We start from the raw sequence: 19,059 nt of genomic DNA, 5'->3' as shown, positions 1-19,059 counted from the left end.
TCAGTACAGCACGCTATTTCTATATAGTTTGAAATGAAATCAGAAAAAGTATACATGAAAATGGCAGACAACAATTTTGGTTGCCTGCCGGTGCCAATGAATTGAATGAGTTAGTCAATTACAATAAATTGCTTTCCCATTACCAGAAGAGTGAAGCCGCTAGTTCAAACGGCTTAGACATAGTTTGCCTAATAAATAAAAAATTATGAGTAAAAATTCTGTTTGCTCTATATGAAAAGATAAATAGATATTCATCAAACAAGGTTAATAAAGCATATCTTGAATAGAGAGTGTAGGAACGAAATAAAGAAAAGGATGTTTATTAAGGAAGGGACTGACTCAGGAGTGGGACTTTCGGACAGGATTTGGGGAGCGGTAGTTGCTTTTGGCATTGCGACTAATATCGTTGCTTGTATAATGGCAATATACATTCAAAAATATGGGCTAATGATAAACTGCCTTACAAATATTTTGTTTTTAATCGTGATAGCTATAACTTTTATTAAAATGAAAATTAATACTTGGATGGCTTTAGGATTTACGTTGGTTGTAATAGAAAAAGGAATTAAGGCAGGATATGAGTTCTACACACATGATTACTATGGTGTCAGTTGGAGTTTAGTGATAATTGTCTATTGCATATACGAAATGCAAAATTATTACATTGAAACAAATGAATAGCCGAAAAAAATAAGGTGTGGGGAAGCTGAATTCTTTTCAAAATATAAAATAAAGAGGGATAAAGACTTTCTTTTATGTATGCAAACAATATACGCCTATGTATTATAAAGATAAAACTAAAAACTCTATGAAGTAACGAAATCCAGCTCACAGTTAATGTAGTGAAGAGAGGAGAAGGTTATGGAGAAATATGATCAAGTTTTTGGGAAAACAGATCGTCTTATTTTGAGAAGGTTGAGTATTGATGACACTAAATACTTTCATTTTTATCGCTCTAATCCGGAAGTAGCTAAATTTCAGTCATGGGATAATTATCAATATCATGAAGCAGAAACTTTTGTAAATGAACAAATTAATAATAATCCTAATCAACCAGGTACTTGGTTCCAGTTCGCAATTGCTTTGGCTGAAAATAATAAAATGATTGGAGATTGTGCACTTCACACGCTTTTGAGTGAACCTCGTATCGTTGAAATTGGATTTACTCTTTCCCCAGAATATCAGGGAAATGGCTATGCAACTGAGGCTATTTATGCTTTATTGCATTATATATTTCATTCGTTAGGAAAGCATAAAGTGATTGCTTTCTCGGATGTCCGAAATAACAAGTCTATTTCTGTACTAGAACGTGTGGGTATGAGGCGAGAAGGTCATTTATTGCAAAATTATATGTTAAAAGGACAGTGGATTGATGAATATCAATATTCAATTTTGAAGTCTGAATGAAAGGGCTCTACATATTTACTAAATTCAGAAACGAAGTAAGATGGGAGTAAATTTAAATACTATAAAAAAGACACTACAAGAGTGTCTTTTTTTTGAAAATACTCTATAATTAACTTTGGGGAAGGTAATGTTAGAGTATTCGTTTAGCATTATCTTTGTAATAGATAAACCATGAAATTGAATGATTTTGTGGTTTATTTTTTTGTGTAATAGATGTTACAGTATTTGCAGTGATCTAGTGATTTTTATAACCATTTGGAGATGTTGCATTAAAAATCTAACATCGAATAACGGTTCCGGAATATATCGTTGCGAAATGATCTCCCATATCCCAAACGGTAGTTGATTGTATATAGCCCTTAAAGCCTTCTGAAGAGTAATAAATTTCTTTTGGTATACTTTCTTTAGATTGGAAATGTGCTTTAGAGTACTTTACATAATGGTTTTTAATAACTTTTGATTCAGGAACAATAGTGTTTTTTTGTTCCAATGTTTGTCTAGCATTAGAAGATGGTATGAATTTTACAGTGTCTTGGTAATTATGATCTAAGGTGTCAGCTTGTACACTGTGTGAAGAAACAAAGACGCTTAAACTACTTCCTGCAATTAATGTTGCAAATGCTAACTTTGAGAATTTTGTTAATCTGCTCATTCTATAATCTCCTTTGCATTATTGTGTAAGGTATCTCCTTACACCTCACAGTCTATATCCACTACAAAAGGGTGTACATACATATTGATAGACAAAATTCTACAAAATACTACATGTTTTTTGGATTGTGTATAATAATCCAATGTTTAAGAATTTATCAGAAGTAAAAAGGTATGTCTTATATAAAAGAAAATGAATAATTTATGCAGAGTTTGTATATAAAATTATTGTTTAAATATTCTAAAATGAGTTGATAAAGATTCTTGGATGTTTTTTAGAAAACAAATGATTCCCTATGTGAAATTTGGAAGATTAATTCTCTTTTTAGGTTTTTTTCTTTAGAGAATTCACATGCGTGGATTATAATTAAGATTCAAATGTAAAATATCTAAAGAAATAAGTACAAGCATACATTTTGAAGATAAACATATTGTATATTATGAAAAACTTCTTTATTCATTTATTTTTCCTCATTTCTTAATAAAGATAGTGGTAAATTGAAATTAGATAGTAATTAAAAGAGATCAAAAATTTTATTTATAGATGGGATTAATCGTGCAGCAGCAGCTGGAATCATTAGTGGTAGAGGAGATAATATTTTTGCTCCAAATGACACAATTAAGCGTGACGAAGTGGTCATTATGATTGATCGATCGTTACAATATAAAAATATTATTGGAAAGCTAGTAGACTTGCCTTTTAGTGATCAGAACTTAGTGTATGATAAACAAGCTGTACAACGCGTTTATGGACTAGGGATTGTAAAAGGAAATGAAAAAAATGAATTTATAATTTATGCCCAAAGGTACAGCCGCTCGCGGAGAAGTCGCTGCCTTTCTGAATAGAATGCTACATGTATTAAACAATAATACAATAGGTGTTGTTACCATAACTGGTTCTGGAGTAAATCCGCGCAAGGGACCTGGGACGACTTATGAAGTAATTCGTAAACTAAGTAAAAATGAATCATATTCTGTATACAAGGAACAAAATGGATGGTTAAGTATTGGTGATGAACAATGGGTATATTATGCCCCTAGTTATATCCTTTTTACTAAAAATAAATAGTTACTAAAAGACTCGTGTAAAACAGAAAGCATTCTTGTTAGCAAGAATACTTTCTACTTTTTTATAATTAAATTTCAAATATTGCGAGAGATTTATATAAGAAAATCTATATATCATTTTTATATTTATAAATCTTGTCTGAAATAAAATATATTAAAAAATTCTTATTTTTTTTGTAATTCTTGTTTTAAATCTTTCGAAATCTGTTGAACACTTTCTTTATCAGGTTGTGCATAGTATATACCATCTATATATTTATCATTACATTTAATCTGCCTTTTGTTAATGTTAGGTGAGTGGTCCATCATAGTTTTAGCAATAGAGAACATATCTGTTGTGGATAAATTGGTAGACATATGTGGACTAACTGTATCTAATATACTATTAAACTTGCTTAATGAGTTCATGGTTAATATTTTATTTCCAATCGCCTCTATAACTAATAACTGCCGTTGTCCACGCATAAAATCATTATCAATATGGCGTGTCCTAGTCAAGGCTAAGGCCTGTTCGCCATTTAGGTGCTGATATCCTTTTTCCAAATGAATAGCATCAGCTTGGTCTTGGCTGTCCTGTTCTGTAAATGTGACGGGAACATCTACATCAATTCCTCCAATCGTATCAATAAGACTTAAGAATGAATCAAAATTAAATTTAATATAATAATCAACGGGAATATCCAAAAACTTTTCAACGGTATCTATTGTACTATCTATACCACCAAATGCATGTGCATGTGCAATTTTATCTTCTTTTGCTTTTATTGGTATATAGACTCGAGTATCACGTGGAATACTTAACAAATTTATTGCTGCCGTTTCTTTATTAATCGTAGCAACCATTAATGCATCTGACCTTGCGTTTTTTCCATATTCTCCTTCTCTTGTTTCACTATTATCCTCTCCCATGATTAAGATGGAAATATTATCTTTTAAAGGGGATATTTTATGTTCTCTTTTCATAGATTTGCGTCCTCTTTCGAGTTCACGATATGTTTTATCACTAAAGTTATAAAATTGAGAGTATATATATGTTCCTCCCAATAGGGAAATAAAAAATAACGTACCCAAAATAACTTTTATTTTATTGTGATAGATCCAATTTTTTTTCATGCAGATTCACCCTTTCTTTTTGTACTATATTCACATTAAAAAGGCCTTTGCTCATATGAGTAAAGGCCTTTTTCGAGACAAACAAACCTTGCTAAGAAAAAGCTAAACAAGTCGTTTTATCATAAAAGTCCCCCTCATTGAGTTTTAGCACTGTACAGCATAGGTTTAAAACCAGCTACATTAAGAAGGGCCTTAATTCGACCGTTCCTGTTGACCCATTGGCGTCTCTCGACATTTTTGGGTAGCAGCGTTTCTCTATACAGGAGCCTCACCTAACAGAGACATATATTATTTGCAGAAATAAGCAAATTACATGTTGTGTGTTTATCTACTGTGAAAATAATGTGTTTGAAATTTATCCCTTTGTACAAGATACAGGTTATATTGAAAATGAGAGAGAATCAAGTTGAAATTTTTGTTATCTATCAGACGTCTTTGGTTTTAAATTTTTTATTTTTACATCAATCTTCAATAATAAAGCGTCAAGACACGTGTAATAATAAAAAAAAAATTAATTTTATAGTTTATAATTTTGAAAATTTAGTGTATAAATTGTAAAATTCGTTGTATAAATATAAATTATTATACAGATGTTTATATCTATGATTTGGGAATGTTTTGATATCAAAAGGTGGAGAAATAAGTTTTATTATTACTTGACAAGTTCAAAAATAGTGGATATGCTTTAACACGAAACAAGCAAAAAATTTTAAATATTTATAACCTGTTAGGTGAGGCTCCTATACAAACACAGGCTATTGCCCAAAAATATCGAAAGATGCCAATGGGTAGAACAGGAATTGTCGGATTAAGGCTCTTCTTAAGATAGCTAAGTGATGAATGATTCATCCTTTACGTTGTATAGTGCCAAAACTCAACTAGGGGGAATGAGCTTTATTTAGCTATGTCTTTTTTAAAATCAGCCTCCTCTAGTTGAATCACTAGGGGAGGTTTTTTATATGCGAAATTTTATTTGTAATAAATCTCTTATAAAAGGGGGGAAAACTAATGATTGATGATATTGATCCCATATTTATTAAGAAATTTGTTTTCCCAAAAGTGGGAAAATGATAACAAGTACCACTGTCCTTAAGGAGGAATTACGATGAAAAAATGTTTACAACAATTATTAACGACAAAAGACATCCACTTAGTAGGAGAACTTATAAAAACTCAATCCTATGATATTGCAATGGAAATGAAAGATTTTCATCATAAAGATCAGATATCTTTAATGAAATGTTTTCCTGCTGAAAAAAGTGCGAAAATTCTTAGTTACCTTACTCCAGAGGAGCAATATAATATTTGCACCAACTTGCCTGTGGATAAAGGAGAAGGGCTATTAGCTAGGCAATCTATTGATGACCTTGTTGATGTAATTCTTTCAATTCATCCACTTCAGGCTGAAAAACTGATACAACTTTTGTCTGAAGAATCTCAACAAAGAATTAGAAGTCTGCTGGTTTTTCAATCTGGAACAGCGGGCAGTTTGATGACAATTGACTATATTGCTGCCAGGGAAAATTGGAAAGTGAAAGATACGCTGTCCCATATTAGAAAAATTGGAGCAGGGGTAGAATCAATTTCGTATATTTATGTTCTTGATTCGCGTGGTCAGCTTAATGGAATTGTTTCTATTCGTGAATTATTGCTAGCTTCAGATGATAAGACTTTATCATCAATAATGGCATTGGATGTTATTTCAGTTTCAGTGGACCTAGACCAACAGGAAGCTGTACAAAAGCTAATGGATTATGATTTATCCGCTATACCTGTAACAACGATCGATAATCGGATGATAGGTATCATAACCTTCGATGATGCAATGGATGTTTTCGAAGAAGAAGCAACTGAAGATATTCAAAAATTAGGAGGGAGCACCCCATTAGATAAGCCATATTTCGAAACCTCTATTTGGCAAATATACCGTAAACGTATAGGTTGGTTATTACTTCTGTTTGTAGCAGAAGCATATACTGGTTCTGTACTTCGACATTATGAAGAAACTTTGACTCATGTAGTTGCATTGGCTTTCTTTATTCCATTGTTAATTGGAACTGGTGGAAATACAGGTACACAGGTCGTAACTACATTGGTTCGAGCTGTAGCTCTAAATGAGGTGAAATTTAAAGATATATTTCGTGTTATGAAAAAAGAAGCATTAGTAGGCATTTTACTAGGGCTTACATTAGCCGTGGCGGCATTAATTCGTGCGTACACTTTAGGCGTAGGTACAGAAGTCGCACAAGTTGTAGCTATTACTGGATTGTTCATTGTTATTTGGTCGTCTATTGTTTCATCTGTATTACCCTTGATTTTAAATAAGTTAAAGCTGGATCCAGCTGTTATCTCAGGTCCGTTCATTACGACATTAGTCGATGGAACGGGGTTAATTCTGTACTTTACCATTGCAAAAATGTTACTAGGCTTATAAGAAATTTATATTAAATTTCTTATACCTAAGCTCGTTCCTGCAAAGTTTGTAGACAAACTTGTTGGAAGTATAGAGAAAGAGAGAATAGAAATGAAAAAAGTATTCAAGTTACTGGATTATCCGTTGGTGTTTTCGCTTATCATTACAATTGTATTTGGGACTTTGATGATGTATAGTGCCAGCTCAATTGTTGCAGTTAAAAATTATGGCTATAGTAGTGATTTCTTTTTTCGCTCTCAATTAAATAAACTTTTTTTAGGAGTAATAGGATTAATAATTTGTATTGGACTACCTTTTCATATATGGAAAAAACGCATCGTTTCCGTGTGTATTGTAATGGTAAGTATTGTATTACTATTTTTAGTTTTATGGAAAGGAAAAGTTGTTAATAATGCACAATCTTGGATATTTGGAATACAGCCTGCAGAATTTATTAAACTGGGTGTGATTATTGTACTAGCAGGTTTTTTTTCAAAACGTCAAGAGGTGCAAAAATCATATTGGCAAGGCAGTGGTAAAGTTATTTTGTTTTTAATGTTTACGTTCTTTTTGATATACAAACAACCCAATTTAGGTTCTGCATTATTAATTTTAGGAATAGGGGCTAGTATGTTTATATGTTCTGGAATAAACATTACTATTTTAATGAAATGGATAACGGTTACTTCTATTGTTTGGGTACCGACTTTATACTTTATAGTTAAATATGGTTTATCTGATGTTCAAATGGCGCGTATTACAACGGTGTTCAATCCATTTCTTGATGCAAAAGGGGATGGTTACCAACTTGTAAATTCATTTATTGCCATAGGATCTGGTGGAGTTAGTGGACGTGGGTTTGGAAATAGTGTTCAAAAGGAAGGTTTTTTACCTGAGCCTCATACTGATTTTATTATGTCAATTGTATCTGAGGAGCTTGGAATTATAGGGGTACTAATCATTTTAACTGGTTTATTAACTATAGTAATTCGCTCTTTTAAGGTTGCTCAAGAGTGTAAAAGTCAATTTGGAAGTCTTATATCAATAGGAATCGGGAGTATGATAGGTCTTCAATCTATTGTTAATTTAGGAGGTGTTACGGGAATTTTCCCCCTTACAGGCACCCCCCTTCCATTTATTAGCTTTGGTGGAAGTTCTTTAATGGCTAATTTAATGGCAATGGGAATACTAATAAATATCTCAATTTTCAATAAAATAAACAGATAATATATTTGCTTATGGAGGAGAAATGTTAAATTTAATAAACAATCTTGATTATAATGGATTTCGGTATATAAATGAGCATGTGAAAGAAAATATATACATCGATTATTTAATGATTTTTTTTGCTGAATATGCTCAGTATATGTTCATATTATTATTTATGATTCTTTGGTTAAACAAAAAATATAAAAATAGAACCTGTGTAATTCAAGCTATTATAGCATGTTGTTTTGCTTTTGTATTTAATAGAATTATTGGATTGTTTTTTTATAGAGAACGACCATTTGTTTCTCATTTGAATATAAACCAACTTGTCGAGCATACCGCTAATGCCTCTTTTCCTAGTGATCATGCTACAAGTGCCTTCGCAATAGCTATAACTTTATGCTTATATGAAAAACGTTTAGGGAAAGTATTTTTATTGTTAGCTTTTTTAATTGCTTTTTCAAGGGTCTGGGTAGGAGTACATTATCCGCTAGATGTATTAATAGGAGCTGTTTTAGGACTTTTGTGGGCCTTCATAATCCATTATATAGTTAAAACTAACTTCAAAAATAATAAATAAAGCATCTACACTACTATACTAGCGATAGACCAAATTATATTCAAAAATTTTGCTGCTAATAATGAGGAAACTTATAAATAAAAATTACTTTTTATGGTGAGAATAATACTATTTAAGTGCTATTGCACTTCTAAATCTGATTGAAAATTCAGGGTGATTATAAAAATGTGGTTTTAAAATTATATTTTAAAAAACAGAGGGATTTTATTTAATGGATAGGAGGTAAAGTTGTTGCGATCTAATAAAAAAAAATCTTTTTATAATCAGGAAGTACTAAGCAAAAATTATAAAATGCTAAGTGAAATTGCAAAAAGTGATGTTGAGTCGACGTTATCTTTTTTTAAAACAACGTCTCATGGACTTTCTCAGGAAGAAGCAACTAAGCGACTTGAAGTATATGGGAAAAATAAAGTAGTTTATCAAAAAAGAGTAAAATGGTATATGACATTATTTAATTCTTTTAGAAGTCCGTTTATTTCTCTTCTAATAATATTAGGGATGTTATCTTTTCTTACTAATGATATAAAGGGTACTATTATTGTAGGGATTATGGTGGCTATAAGTGCGTTAATTCGGTTCATACAAGAACTTCGTTCTCAGAAGTCTATAGAAAAATTAAAAAATCTTGTATATGAAAAGGTAACCGTTTTCAGGGGAGGAAATGGTTCATATAAGGAAAATAAGAGGGCAGTATTAGAAGAAAGTGGAAAGGTACAAGTTGCTCTTGAGAATCTTGTACCAGGGGATATTATAGAATTATCTGCAGGGAATATTATACCTGCAGATGTACGAATTATCTCATCGGAAAATTTACTTGTAAATCAATCGTCACTAACAGGGGAAGCATTACCCATTGAAAAATCAAATCAGTATTTCTATATGTACAAAAAACGTAAAATTAGAAAAATCCAAAATTTAATTGAATTAGAAAATCTCTGTTTTATGGGAACTCATATTATAAGTGGTACCGCAAAAGCAATAGTTGTAGGTACTGGAACAGATACTTATTTTAGTTCAATAGCAAAGAATCAGTTTAAACTGAACAAGAAATCTGATTCCAGATTCGATAAAGGGGTAAGCAAAGTTAGCTGGCTATTAATTAAATTTATGATCATCATGACACCTATTGTCATGATGATACATGGGGTTATGAATGGGAACTGGTATGAGGCATTTTTATTCGCTATAGCTGTAGCAATTGGACTTACTCCAGAGATGCTTCCAATGATTGTAACCGCTAATTTAGCTAAAGGTTCTATTAATATGAGTAAAAAGAAGGTACTTGTAAAACAACTACCTTCTATTCATAATCTTGGGGCTATGGATATTCTCTGTACCGATAAAACAGGCACGTTGACAGAAGATAAAATGGACCTGGTACGCCATACAGATACAAATGGAGAAAAGTCGGATGAAGTTTTGAAATTAGCATATATAAATGGTTACTTTCATACAGCATATAAAAATGAAATTGATTTATCAGTTATACGTTATGTAAGAGATAGTAGTAAATATGATATATCTCAATACTCAAAAATAGATGAATGCCCATTTGATTTTGATCGAAGACGAGTTTCAGTTGTTTTAGAAAACAATGCTAACGAACGAATAATTCTATGTAAAGGTGCTGTTAAAGAAGTTGCATCAATTTGTAGTTATATAAAAGAAAAGAATAAGATAATTTCTATTACAGATGAAATCCAACGTAAAAATAAACACTTAATTGAACTCTGGCAGGAACAAGGGATGCGAGTGGTCGCAGTTGCATATAAGCAGCTAAAGAGTGATAAAGTGGATAGTTACTCTATTGATGATGAATCAGATATGATACTTGTTGGATATGTAGGTTTTTTAAATCCACCCAAACAATCGGCTATCGCTGCACTTCATACTCTACAAAAGAAAGGAGTACAAGTGAAAATTTTAACTGGTGATAATGAGTCCGTGACAAGAAATGTATGTAGGAAAATGGGCTTGTATATAGGAGAACCAGTACTGGGTTATGAAATTGATAGTCTTCCTGATAAGGCATTAGGAAAACTTGCAAGTAAAACAAGTGTGTTCGCAAAATTAAATCCTAGTCAAAAATTCCGTATTATTAAGGCACTTCAAATGAATGGTCATACAGTTGGGTTTATGGGAGATGGAATTAACGATGTGTTTGCTTTAAAACAGTCTGACGTTGGTGTATCTATCCATACAGCAGATGATATTGTTAAAGAGAGTTCAGATATTATACTTATAGAAAAGGACTTACATGTTTTAGAAGATGCTATAGTGGAAGGTCGGACAACGTTTGGAAATATACTGAAGTATATTAAGATGACAGCAAGTTCAAATTTTGGAAATGTATTAAGTTTATTAATTGCTAGTGCATTTCTTCCTTTTCTTCCAATGCTACCAATTCAAATATTATGTCAAAACTTACTATATAATCTATCCCAACTTTCAATTCCATGGGATAAAGTAGACAATGAATTTTTAGTAAAACCAAGAAGTTGGGATACAAAAGATTTATTTCGTTTTATTATTTTTATTGGGCCGGTAAGTAGTGTTTTTGATATAATCATTTTTATCGTAATGTGGAATGTATTTGGTGCAAATATTCCTGAAATGCAATCCTTATTTCAAACAGGTTGGTTCGTAGTAGGGTTATTAACACAATTATTAATTGTGCATATGATTCGTACTCAACATATTCCTTTCCTACAAAGTACGGCTGCTAGGCCAGTTTTGATGCTTACAGGCTTAGTTATGATTATAGGGATTTTCCTTCCATTTACCAGTTTAAGTACTCAAATTGGCTTAACTCCACTTCCATTTTATTATTTTCTGTGGTTATTGGGAATTTTGACAATGTATGCTCTAGTTACTCAGATTATAAAGAGAATATACATCAGGAAGTTTAATCGATGGCTTTAAAACTAAAAAATTTGGTCAAAAAACAAGTTTTACTAAATACTACACATCCTTTATGGATAAGGAATTAATGGCTAATACAACGTGAAATTGGTTTGGCTGAAAATGAATCAAGTAAAAGTTATGTTTTAATAGTTATAATAAACGTAAGAGGGTACCTCGCGTCAGCCAATCGTAATAAAGGTGGTTCAAAAAGAAAATAACTTTTTTGTAAACTACCACTTAACAGCAGTAGTTACATATCAGACGGAAGGCTACCAACAGCTTGTCTTTTATTTATTCACTTTTTTATTTATGCATATAATTGTAATGAAAAAGTCTATACAAGTAATTGTTTCACAGGATATTTTCCACCATGCGGTACCCTTAAGCGTGGTAATCTGACCAACGTTATATAAAAAGATCCTAGTGGGTACTAGGATCTTTTTATATATTATAAGTTTACTCCATTTTATGATAACAACCATGTTTTACGACTTGTCTAGTTTCGTCTATAGCATGTGTTTCGGCAATCTCTGCAATATCAACTACAATCGTGTTTTGTAGGATATTCACTACATAACCTGTTAATTGTAAGGAGGAGTTATTACGATAGGGAAATTGTACGAAAGAACCAATTGTAACATTATTTTCTGTTTCCATATGATAGACCTCATTGATAATAGTTTTCTTCTTGTAAAGTTTCTTTCATCATATAATACATGAATGAATAAAAAATGCAAGAATGAAAAATCAAGTATACATAGGGAGAAGCACCTTTGACTAAGGGGGGATAAATAGTTTTCACACGATGAAAACAATGAGAACTAGGGTATTTGTAAAATTTACGTATTTTATCGAATAACGTTAAATAATCGTACAATATAAAGCTGAAATTAATAAAAAGAAATAATATTCATTAAGAGTAATAAACAAGTTAAATATTTAATAAAAATTTGATTATTGAAAAAGATAAAAGAATCCATCACATATAGAGGGGAGTCTGGTACGCAATAAGAGGTATAACTGGAAGGTATAAGGGTAGTTTTTTCTGATTCTTTAATAATAGATTATTATTTTTTGTAACTTAGTATGGGTACAACATTATATCTGATAATAATTAATTATCAATACAGGAAAAACAAGAAATTTGAAATATATCAAAAGGGTTAAACAAGAAGGCAATAGAATCATTTGAAATAATCTAAAGAGTATAAATAATAAAAGGCAATTGATGCCCGTATGGGATATATAAATAAAAAAATATTTATTAAGGTCTCTCATTATACGATAAAATGATGCGGAAATTTGTTGATTTGGGCCTATATATCAAAGTACATAGAACTAAGACTAAGACATTCGTACGAACTCAAAAAACCGAAATTCCTTAACTTGGGAATTTCGTCTTTGATGTTTTATCTTGGAGTTGCTATTGGAATGAAATTTGGCACGTCTACTGCACCAGAATTATAAGTTCTCCGGTTCCTTAAATTAGAAACTTATACTGGATTACTGCAGTTAAATTGTTGTCATTTTAAAAGAACTGTTAGATAAAAAAGAAAAATCTATTGCTTTGTATTTAACTTAAAAATTTTTCTTTGAGTTAGCATCTTTTACATAATAATTATTGAGGAGGGAAAATTTTACTGAGAAATGCTATCAAATACAAGAATAGGCTAGTCTAATTTCTAATGGTCCCAGTATCTTTTATTTTGACGTGTGTCTTTACATTTATTTTAGCCTCTGCTAACGCTTGCAACCAATTTCCTTTTAGTTTTTTCCACTCTTTATATTGAAAAGCTCTAGCATATAGGGATAATCCGATTGGATCAATTTTATTCTGCTGTATTTCATCCAAAATATCTTGTAACTTCTTATTAATTTCTTTTTGAATAGCACTCTTTAAATTATTTATGTTTTTTTTATTATCATAATGTCCCTTAATTAAATTCGCATTGGTTTTTTCTATTAAAGCTACATTTGCATTTATATCGAGATTAAATACAAACTTTCCGTTTTGAAAATTAACATCTACCTTCCTTGTCGCATTCTGTACCAAGATAGAAGTGTTTGGTTTTTTGTTGGATTTTTTAGGAGGAAGCACAAGGTGTAGTATCATCCGGCCTTTATTTTTGGGCTTATTTATAAGATTGAAGAATTTAACATCTTTTTTAGGGATACGAGTTATAAATTTTCCTTGTCGATCTAAAAGTGCAATTCCTACCGTGTCGATTTCATTCTTTGTTTTTTTAATAACTGGAACAGCTTGTGTCATTCCTTCTTCATTTTTTTCTCTCATTAATTGTTGAATCGTGGAAGAAACGGATTGATTATTTTGAATGGAGGATTCGATTACACTACTTATGTAAGATGGTAGTGATGGTTTATCGGGCTTATTAATTGTGAAAATTTCTTCTACAGGTCCATCAACAAGTACTACTTTAGCATTAATGGTAGCGTAAGGATCACGGTAAGAAGAATCAAGCTCCTGCATCCAATTTGCTTCTTGGGCCAATTTTTTCCCAATTAAAATGATTTCAGCTTTTGAGGCTGTCATATAGCCCGTTAACTTCGTATCTATTTTACTGAATCCATTATATACAGTGGATGCCCGCGCCCATTGCTCTATAGTACTTCTTTGCTGTTTATGATGAAAGAGTGGTATGCTTGTGCCCACTTTTATGTCTCCATTAGAAGTTCTATCCAAGGCGATTAACAGGATTAATGAAACCTGTTCAAGAGGGATTCTTTGACTACAACCGATTAAACATACACAACAAGTTACAATCCATATCCATTTTCGAATCAAAGTTGTTTCCTCCTAGTTAACCAAGTGAAAAGAATGCTGTAAGCGAAAAAAAAGATTGGTAATAGAATAAAGAAAATAATATTTAAGATATCCATAAGAGAATATATAAACAAATATTGATCCACGTCGGGGTTTAGAAAAATAAATAAGCCGACTATTAAAAACATAAAACTAACGAGCGCCCAATTGCGAGCATTTTTTTGAAATAAAATGGTCACAGATTCAAAACTGAAAAATAAATACGGATATATTGTAGTGGAAAATACAATCAAATAGTAAGCGATATATATAATTTCTAATCGTTCTATGAATGAAAAACGAACCCCTTTTAACAAATGAAATACTGGCCAAATTACGTCTTTTATCCCCTCCGGACTAAAGTATATATAAGAAAGAATAGTCACATATAGATAGAAAAACATGGTTCCAGTATTCGCTATTAGTATTCCTTTTATGGCTTTTTGTTTTTTTTGTAAGAACGGATAAATAAAATATGCAATTTCTAAGCCTGCATAAGGAGTAATGGTTTCTTTTGTTGCCTTTACAATAGGGGATAAGCCATCTTTAAAAATAGGTAGTAGGTGTAAAGGATTGTAGTTACTCTTTAATGAAAAAAGAAGAAATAGTGGCATCCAAGTAGTGAAGAAGAAAACAAGCATAGAATAACTAGTAAGAGCCCTTAACCCACTCAGAGCTAAAATAATAAAAGGCAATAGTAATAATATGGCGATTTGATAAGCAGGAGTGGAAGGGAATATCCACACTTTTACAATATCAGTTGCCTTTAATAAAGTATTAAAACCAGCAAAAAATAGATAAAAGGCATATAAAAGAAGAAAAAATGTTCCTAGCCATTTACCAAAGTATGCTTTTAAAATCTGTGAGAAATTTTTGCTAGGATTTTTTTGTAACATTAATACAATAAATACGCCAATTATAGAAGTAATCATCCATCCCAGAATGATAGAAATCCAGCCATCTGTACCAGCGGTAGTAGCAAGTGGGCTTGGCATAATTAACATACCTGATGCAAGTTGCAGTGAATGGATGAAAACAATAAATTCAAATAAAGTTATGTTTTGAAATCTAAGATTCCCCATGCGAACCACCTTATTTTTTCTTTTTTTGTTTCGGCTGTCCTGTACTCGAGCGGGTGGTAATCATAGAAATAGGAAATCTTACAAAAGAATCTTTTAACTCTTGGAGACGAAATGGTGCTATTGGCAATCCGTATGGTGAACCATACGAAGTTAGTGAAACAAAATGAGCAAATAAAAGCATTAATCCACTAACAATACCTACAATCCCATAAAAGTATGCCAATAACATCATTGGAAAACGAATAAGGCGTATAGAGCTTGATAAGTCATAATTAGAAACAATAAATGATGCAATGGCGGTAATAGATACGATAATAACCATAACGTTACTCACAAGACCAGCTTGAACAGCCGCTTGCCCAATTACAATCCCTCCAACAATTCCAATTGTTTGTCCAATTGGTTGTGGTAAGCGAATACCAGCTTCACGTAGCATTTCCAGTGTGATTTCCATTATAAAAGCTTCCAGTAAGGGGGAGAAAGGGACTTTGACTCTTGACGTTGCAATAGAAGTGTATAAATCTAAAGGAATGACTTCAAAATGAAAAGAGACGATAGCAATATAAATTGCGGGTAAAAAAATAGCTATAATAAATCCTGTAAATCGTAATAAGCGAAAAAATGATGCAATGAGCCAATGAATATTATAATCATCTGGGGTCTGAAAAAATCCAATTAAATTCATTGGAACAATCATTGCGCCTGGGGACCTATCCATCAGCACTGCTACTTTTCCATCAAGTATATGATTAGAAATGGCATCTGGGCGTTCGCTTAAATAAGCTTGTGGAAAAGGAGTCCAATTTTGATCCTTTGTAAAATTAGATAGTTCTCCAATGCTCAATACCGCATCCGTTTTAATTTTACAGATTCTAGTTTCTATTTCTTGGACCACATCTGCGTTTGCTACATCACCTAAGTAAATCAAATAGACTAAAGAAGTGGCTCGTTCTCCAATCGTCAGCTTTTTGATTTTCAACTCTGTAGAAGGAATATATCGACGAATTAGGCCTATATTTTTTGTGGCATTCTCAATAAATCCATCATGGGATCCTTTAATAGTAACTTCTGAAATTGGCTCTTGAATTGCTCTCTCTGCCCAACCTTTTGTATTTATTAGAAGGGACCGTTTTTCTCCTTCCATAAACAGTACACATTGACCCTCAAGTAATCCTACTTTAATTTCATCCCATGTATATACTATTTTTGTATGAGTAGCAATAATATTAGAATTAAATATTTGATTGTCTTCATTTACTTCTTGTAATAATGGTGTAACAACATTTCCTTTTAATGCAACACCATCTGTAAGGCCTTCAAAATAATATAGTAAAATATTCGTGTTTGTTTTTAATTGCAAAGGATGTTCAATCAAATCTGCACTAATATTAAAGATGTTATCTAAAGTATTTTTAAGTTCTTTTAAGTTACTTGTTTGGATTTTTTCAATGGTTTTATCTGTCTTTGTTTCTAGAGTCTTTTCATTTAAGGACAAAATTGACACCTCTTTAATATATAACGATTAGTTGTAGTTATTATTTTTATATGTTTGAATTTTATTCACTAATTTAAACGGATTGAGATCAAGAATAACTAAAATTGAAGTACTATATTATAAATTCAATAATTGAGAGCAAAAAAGTAGATGTATTTTGTGTAGAAATCTAAGTATCAAGATAGAAGTGAAATTTGAATGAGTATAATAAAAAAGAACCCTTGATAGGTTCTTTTTAATAGTTGGTAAATATGTTGTCAACAATAGATGGCGATAAAGGTAGTAATTTAGATGTCTTTATGTTACTCAGCTGAATTTTGTAGGAAGAATTATTTTTTCATACCTCAATGCTCAATAAAAAAGGACATTTCATTTATTTGGGTGTTTTAGTGTATTTGAATTTTGCACGCTAACAAATTTTGTTTAGGGACAAAATGTGAAGTTTTATTCTGAAATAACAGAAAGTTAATGCGGCAAAATTCCTATTGGTTATTTGGATAGGTATCAAATATTTCTTTGGCCTTATTTTCTTGATATGACCGTACGTTTATATGTTTCTAAGGGAAAGAAATATTTTCATTTTTATTACCATCTATTGTTTGATTAAGATGGTAACACGAAAATGAAGCGTTTACAACCAGGAAATAAAGAAAAAATTTTAAAATGCGACTTTTTTCGACAAATATTCCTATAAAATATTTTGTAGGAATTAGAAATAACTAAATTAGTAATAATAGCTTAATATATTAAAGTGAAATTCAATGAATAAGAGTCCAAAGGCATGAATTTAAATGATAAAGGTATAATTTTCTTTTTTGAACTGTAAGTGTTTTACAAGTATAGTTAAACTTTAATCCAACTAGCATTTCTTCCTTTTGTCACTAGTTTAATATGGCCAAACAATTGCAAGGAATTTAAAGCCTTACTGATTGTACTCTCTGCTATGTCTGGATATGTGTTACGAATACACTCCTTAGTAAAGGGTTGTTTTTGTTTAAGTATAAAATCCTGAATTCTCTCCACTTTAGTATGCTTACATATAGAATCTAGAACTGTATTATGAAGATCTTTGTACGCCTCTAATATAATAGTTAAAAACGTTTTTAACCAAAAGCTACTATTATGTTCCTCGCAGTACCAATTTACCGAAGATTTATAAATCGAATTGTAATATTCAGATTCATTTTTCTTAATGTATTTATCCAAACATACATATTTTACAAATGTATTTCCACTCTTAATTAATAGCAATTGCATTAACATAAGTGCCAATCTGCCGTTACCCTGATTAAAAGGGACTATGCAATAAAAATTAAATATAAAACGAGCTATTAATAAAAGTGAATGATGGCCCTTACTAGAATTTAATGAGTTATATTGATCACATAATTGTTCCATTACTTGTGGAATAAGCTCATGTGGAAGAATGCGGTAACTATTTAAGTGCATTCCGTTTTCAGGAATACCTGGAATAGTAAACGGTTTTTCGCGCCATTTGGCACTGTCAGAGGTAATGTAATGTATTAATTGAAAATGTAATTCCTGTATAGTCTCTGGATTGATTAATAAATCACAGGAATTCTTATGTACAAAAGTAAGTGTTTGATAAAAACAAAAGATAGCATCTTCCGAGATATTTTGAGGTACTATATCATCTAAAATAAGTTCTTTTAATCTTTTATTTGGGACTTTTATATCTTCATAGGTAGTAGTAAAGTTTTTTATGTAATGAAGTGGTATGGTTTTTTCTAAGCTAGTAAATATATCAGGATTTTGTTCCTGATAAGCAGCTAATTTTCCTTTTAATTCACTAATTTCACTGATTATATTTAATAGTCTCCTTTTTAATTCAATATTTTTATACTTGTCATCGAAAAAATTTCTCATTTTTATTCCCCCTGTAACCCCTTAACATGCTGTTACATAAATCTTTCCATTCTAAAGTTAGTTTACAACATTATTTTGAAATAACAATATATTTATTTTGATTTTGAACTTATTTTAGAATCAAAATTGTTATTTAAATTTGATTAACGAGTTAGAACTTATAATTAATCATGTTTGAATAAAGAATGAATATACACAGATAGAAAATATAGTTTGACTTTAATTCCTTTTTATGAATTTACGAGATAAAAATATAATTTTAGAATTATTATTAGTGTAGTTTGCTGTATTATCGCTGGGAATTTACTAGAAATTAACTAATTTTCACAAATAAAATAAAGAAATCTTAAAGAGGAATCAATAGGATCTAATTTGAATAGGCATAATCCTAACATTAAATGTGCAAATGTACAATAATTAAATGAAAAA

13 protein-coding genes, 1 pseudogene and 2 riboswitches are annotated in these 19,059 nt (G+C 31.0%); of the genes and pseudogenes, 7 read left to right on the top strand and 7 right to left on the bottom strand.

Translation table 11 applies throughout. From position 1 onward, the window contains the following. Nucleotides 1-345 precede the first annotated feature (345 nt). Complete coding sequence (locus ACFVQC_RS21585) at nucleotides 346-681, top strand: hypothetical protein (protein WP_377895255.1); 336 nt, start codon at nucleotides 346-348, stop codon at nucleotides 679-681. A 180-nt stretch (nucleotides 682-861) separates the two neighbouring features. After that, nucleotides 862-1,407 carry a GNAT family N-acetyltransferase gene (locus ACFVQC_RS21580; RefSeq protein WP_377895257.1) on the top strand — a complete coding sequence of 182 codons (546 nt, stop codon included), beginning with the start codon at nucleotides 862-864 and terminating at the stop codon, nucleotides 1,405-1,407. A gap of 277 nt (nucleotides 1,408-1,684) precedes the next feature. Here ACFVQC_RS21580 and ACFVQC_RS21575 read toward each other — a convergent pair whose 3' ends face one another. After that, a complete protein-coding gene (locus ACFVQC_RS21575; protein ID WP_002147867.1) occupies nucleotides 1,685-2,059 on the bottom strand; it encodes a hypothetical protein in 375 nt (124 codons plus the stop codon). 539 nt (nucleotides 2,060-2,598) lie between these two features. On the opposite strand from ACFVQC_RS21575, the pseudogene ACFVQC_RS21570 reads away from it, so the two are divergent. Next, nucleotides 2,599-3,127, top strand: a pseudogene (locus ACFVQC_RS21570) (S-layer homology domain-containing protein); the annotation flags it as partial. A 164-nt stretch (nucleotides 3,128-3,291) separates the two neighbouring features. On the opposite strand, the gene ACFVQC_RS21565 reads toward ACFVQC_RS21570, so the two are convergent. After that, a complete protein-coding gene (locus ACFVQC_RS21565; RefSeq protein ID WP_016095350.1) occupies nucleotides 3,292-4,239 on the bottom strand; it encodes an LCP family protein in 948 nt (315 codons plus the stop codon). A gap of 123 nt (nucleotides 4,240-4,362) precedes the next feature. Beyond that, nucleotides 4,363-4,526: riboswitch (M-box (ykoK) riboswitch) on the bottom strand. Between the two features lie 429 nt (nucleotides 4,527-4,955). Further along, nucleotides 4,956-5,132: riboswitch (M-box (ykoK) riboswitch) on the top strand. 212 nt (nucleotides 5,133-5,344) lie between these two features. Between ACFVQC_RS21565 and mgtE the strand changes: the two genes are divergently transcribed. The 4 genes from mgtE (at nucleotide 5,345) to mgtA (ending at nucleotide 11,363) form a co-directional block, all read left to right on the top strand. Then, on the top strand, nucleotides 5,345-6,673 hold the full coding sequence (gene mgtE / locus ACFVQC_RS21560; protein WP_377899231.1) for a magnesium transporter: 1,329 nt from the start codon (nucleotides 5,345-5,347) through the stop codon (nucleotides 6,671-6,673). 90 nt (nucleotides 6,674-6,763) lie between these two features. Next, nucleotides 6,764-7,879 carry an FtsW/RodA/SpoVE family cell cycle protein gene (locus ACFVQC_RS21555; RefSeq protein WP_002065490.1) on the top strand — a complete coding sequence of 372 codons (1,116 nt, stop codon included), beginning with the start codon at nucleotides 6,764-6,766 and terminating at the stop codon, nucleotides 7,877-7,879. Between the two features lie 22 nt (nucleotides 7,880-7,901). Beyond that, on the top strand, nucleotides 7,902-8,441 hold the full coding sequence (locus ACFVQC_RS21550; RefSeq protein WP_002147863.1) for an undecaprenyl-diphosphatase: 540 nt from the start codon (nucleotides 7,902-7,904) through the stop codon (nucleotides 8,439-8,441). Between the two features lie 228 nt (nucleotides 8,442-8,669). After that, the gene (gene mgtA, locus ACFVQC_RS21545) at nucleotides 8,670-11,363 is read left to right on the top strand and encodes a magnesium-translocating P-type ATPase (RefSeq protein WP_377899230.1); all 2,694 of its coding nucleotides are present in this window, start codon (nucleotides 8,670-8,672) and stop codon (nucleotides 11,361-11,363) included. Nucleotides 11,364-11,801: 438 nt separating this feature from the next. Here mgtA and ACFVQC_RS21540 read toward each other — a convergent pair whose 3' ends face one another. From ACFVQC_RS21540 to ACFVQC_RS21520, 5 genes are all read right to left on the bottom strand, one after another. Further along, nucleotides 11,802-12,002 (bottom strand): DUF2187 domain-containing protein, encoded by a 201-nt coding sequence (locus ACFVQC_RS21540; RefSeq protein ID WP_377899229.1) that lies wholly within the window; start codon nucleotides 12,000-12,002, stop codon nucleotides 11,802-11,804. A gap of 1,018 nt (nucleotides 12,003-13,020) precedes the next feature. After that, complete coding sequence (locus tag ACFVQC_RS21535; RefSeq protein ID WP_377899227.1) at nucleotides 13,021-14,148, bottom strand: Ger(x)C family spore germination protein; 1,128 nt, start codon at nucleotides 14,146-14,148, stop codon at nucleotides 13,021-13,023. After that, nucleotides 14,145-15,248 carry a GerAB/ArcD/ProY family transporter gene (locus ACFVQC_RS21530; RefSeq protein WP_377899226.1) on the bottom strand — a complete coding sequence of 368 codons (1,104 nt, stop codon included), beginning with the start codon at nucleotides 15,246-15,248 and terminating at the stop codon, nucleotides 14,145-14,147. The genes ACFVQC_RS21535 and ACFVQC_RS21530 overlap by 4 nt, the downstream gene beginning before the upstream one ends. A gap of 10 nt (nucleotides 15,249-15,258) precedes the next feature. Continuing rightward, nucleotides 15,259-16,743, bottom strand: coding sequence for a spore germination protein (locus ACFVQC_RS21525; RefSeq protein WP_377899224.1), 1,485 nt, complete (start codon nucleotides 16,741-16,743; stop codon nucleotides 15,259-15,261). A gap of 843 nt (nucleotides 16,744-17,586) precedes the next feature. Continuing rightward, entirely contained in the window at nucleotides 17,587-18,630 is a 1,044-nt protein-coding gene (locus ACFVQC_RS21520) for a Fic family protein (RefSeq protein ID WP_002016992.1), read from the bottom strand. Between the last annotated feature and the right edge of the window lie 429 nt (nucleotides 18,631-19,059).

This window comes from Bacillus sp. NPDC057893 (assembly GCF_042796455.1).
GTDB lineage: Bacteria > Bacillota > Bacilli > Bacillales > Bacillaceae_G > Bacillus_A.
The sequence above is the reverse complement of the archived record's forward strand: the minus strand, read 5'-3'. Positions and strand labels throughout refer to the sequence as shown.

Excerpts from the sequence above, each read along its gene's own strand:
- ACFVQC_RS21580 (WP_377895257.1), top strand. The coding sequence starts at position 862 with ATGGAGAAATATGATCAAGTTTTTGGGAAAACAGATCGTCTTATTTTG.
- ACFVQC_RS21575 (WP_002147867.1), bottom strand. The coding sequence starts at position 2,059 with ATGAGCAGATTAACAAAATTCTCAAAGTTAGCATTTGCAACATTAATT.
- ACFVQC_RS21565 (WP_016095350.1), bottom strand. The coding sequence starts at position 4,239 with ATGAAAAAAAATTGGATCTATCACAATAAAATAAAAGTTATTTTGGGT.
- mgtE (WP_377899231.1), top strand. The coding sequence starts at position 5,345 with ATGAAAAAATGTTTACAACAATTATTAACGACAAAAGACATCCACTTA.
- ACFVQC_RS21555 (WP_002065490.1), top strand. The coding sequence starts at position 6,764 with ATGAAAAAAGTATTCAAGTTACTGGATTATCCGTTGGTGTTTTCGCTT.
- ACFVQC_RS21550 (WP_002147863.1), top strand. The coding sequence starts at position 7,902 with ATGTTAAATTTAATAAACAATCTTGATTATAATGGATTTCGGTATATA.
- ACFVQC_RS21540 (WP_377899229.1), bottom strand. The coding sequence starts at position 12,002 with ATGGAAACAGAAAATAATGTTACAATTGGTTCTTTCGTACAATTTCCC.
- ACFVQC_RS21530 (WP_377899226.1), bottom strand. The coding sequence starts at position 15,248 with ATGGGGAATCTTAGATTTCAAAACATAACTTTATTTGAATTTATTGTT.
- ACFVQC_RS21520 (WP_002016992.1), bottom strand. The coding sequence starts at position 18,630 with ATGAGAAATTTTTTCGATGACAAGTATAAAAATATTGAATTAAAAAGG.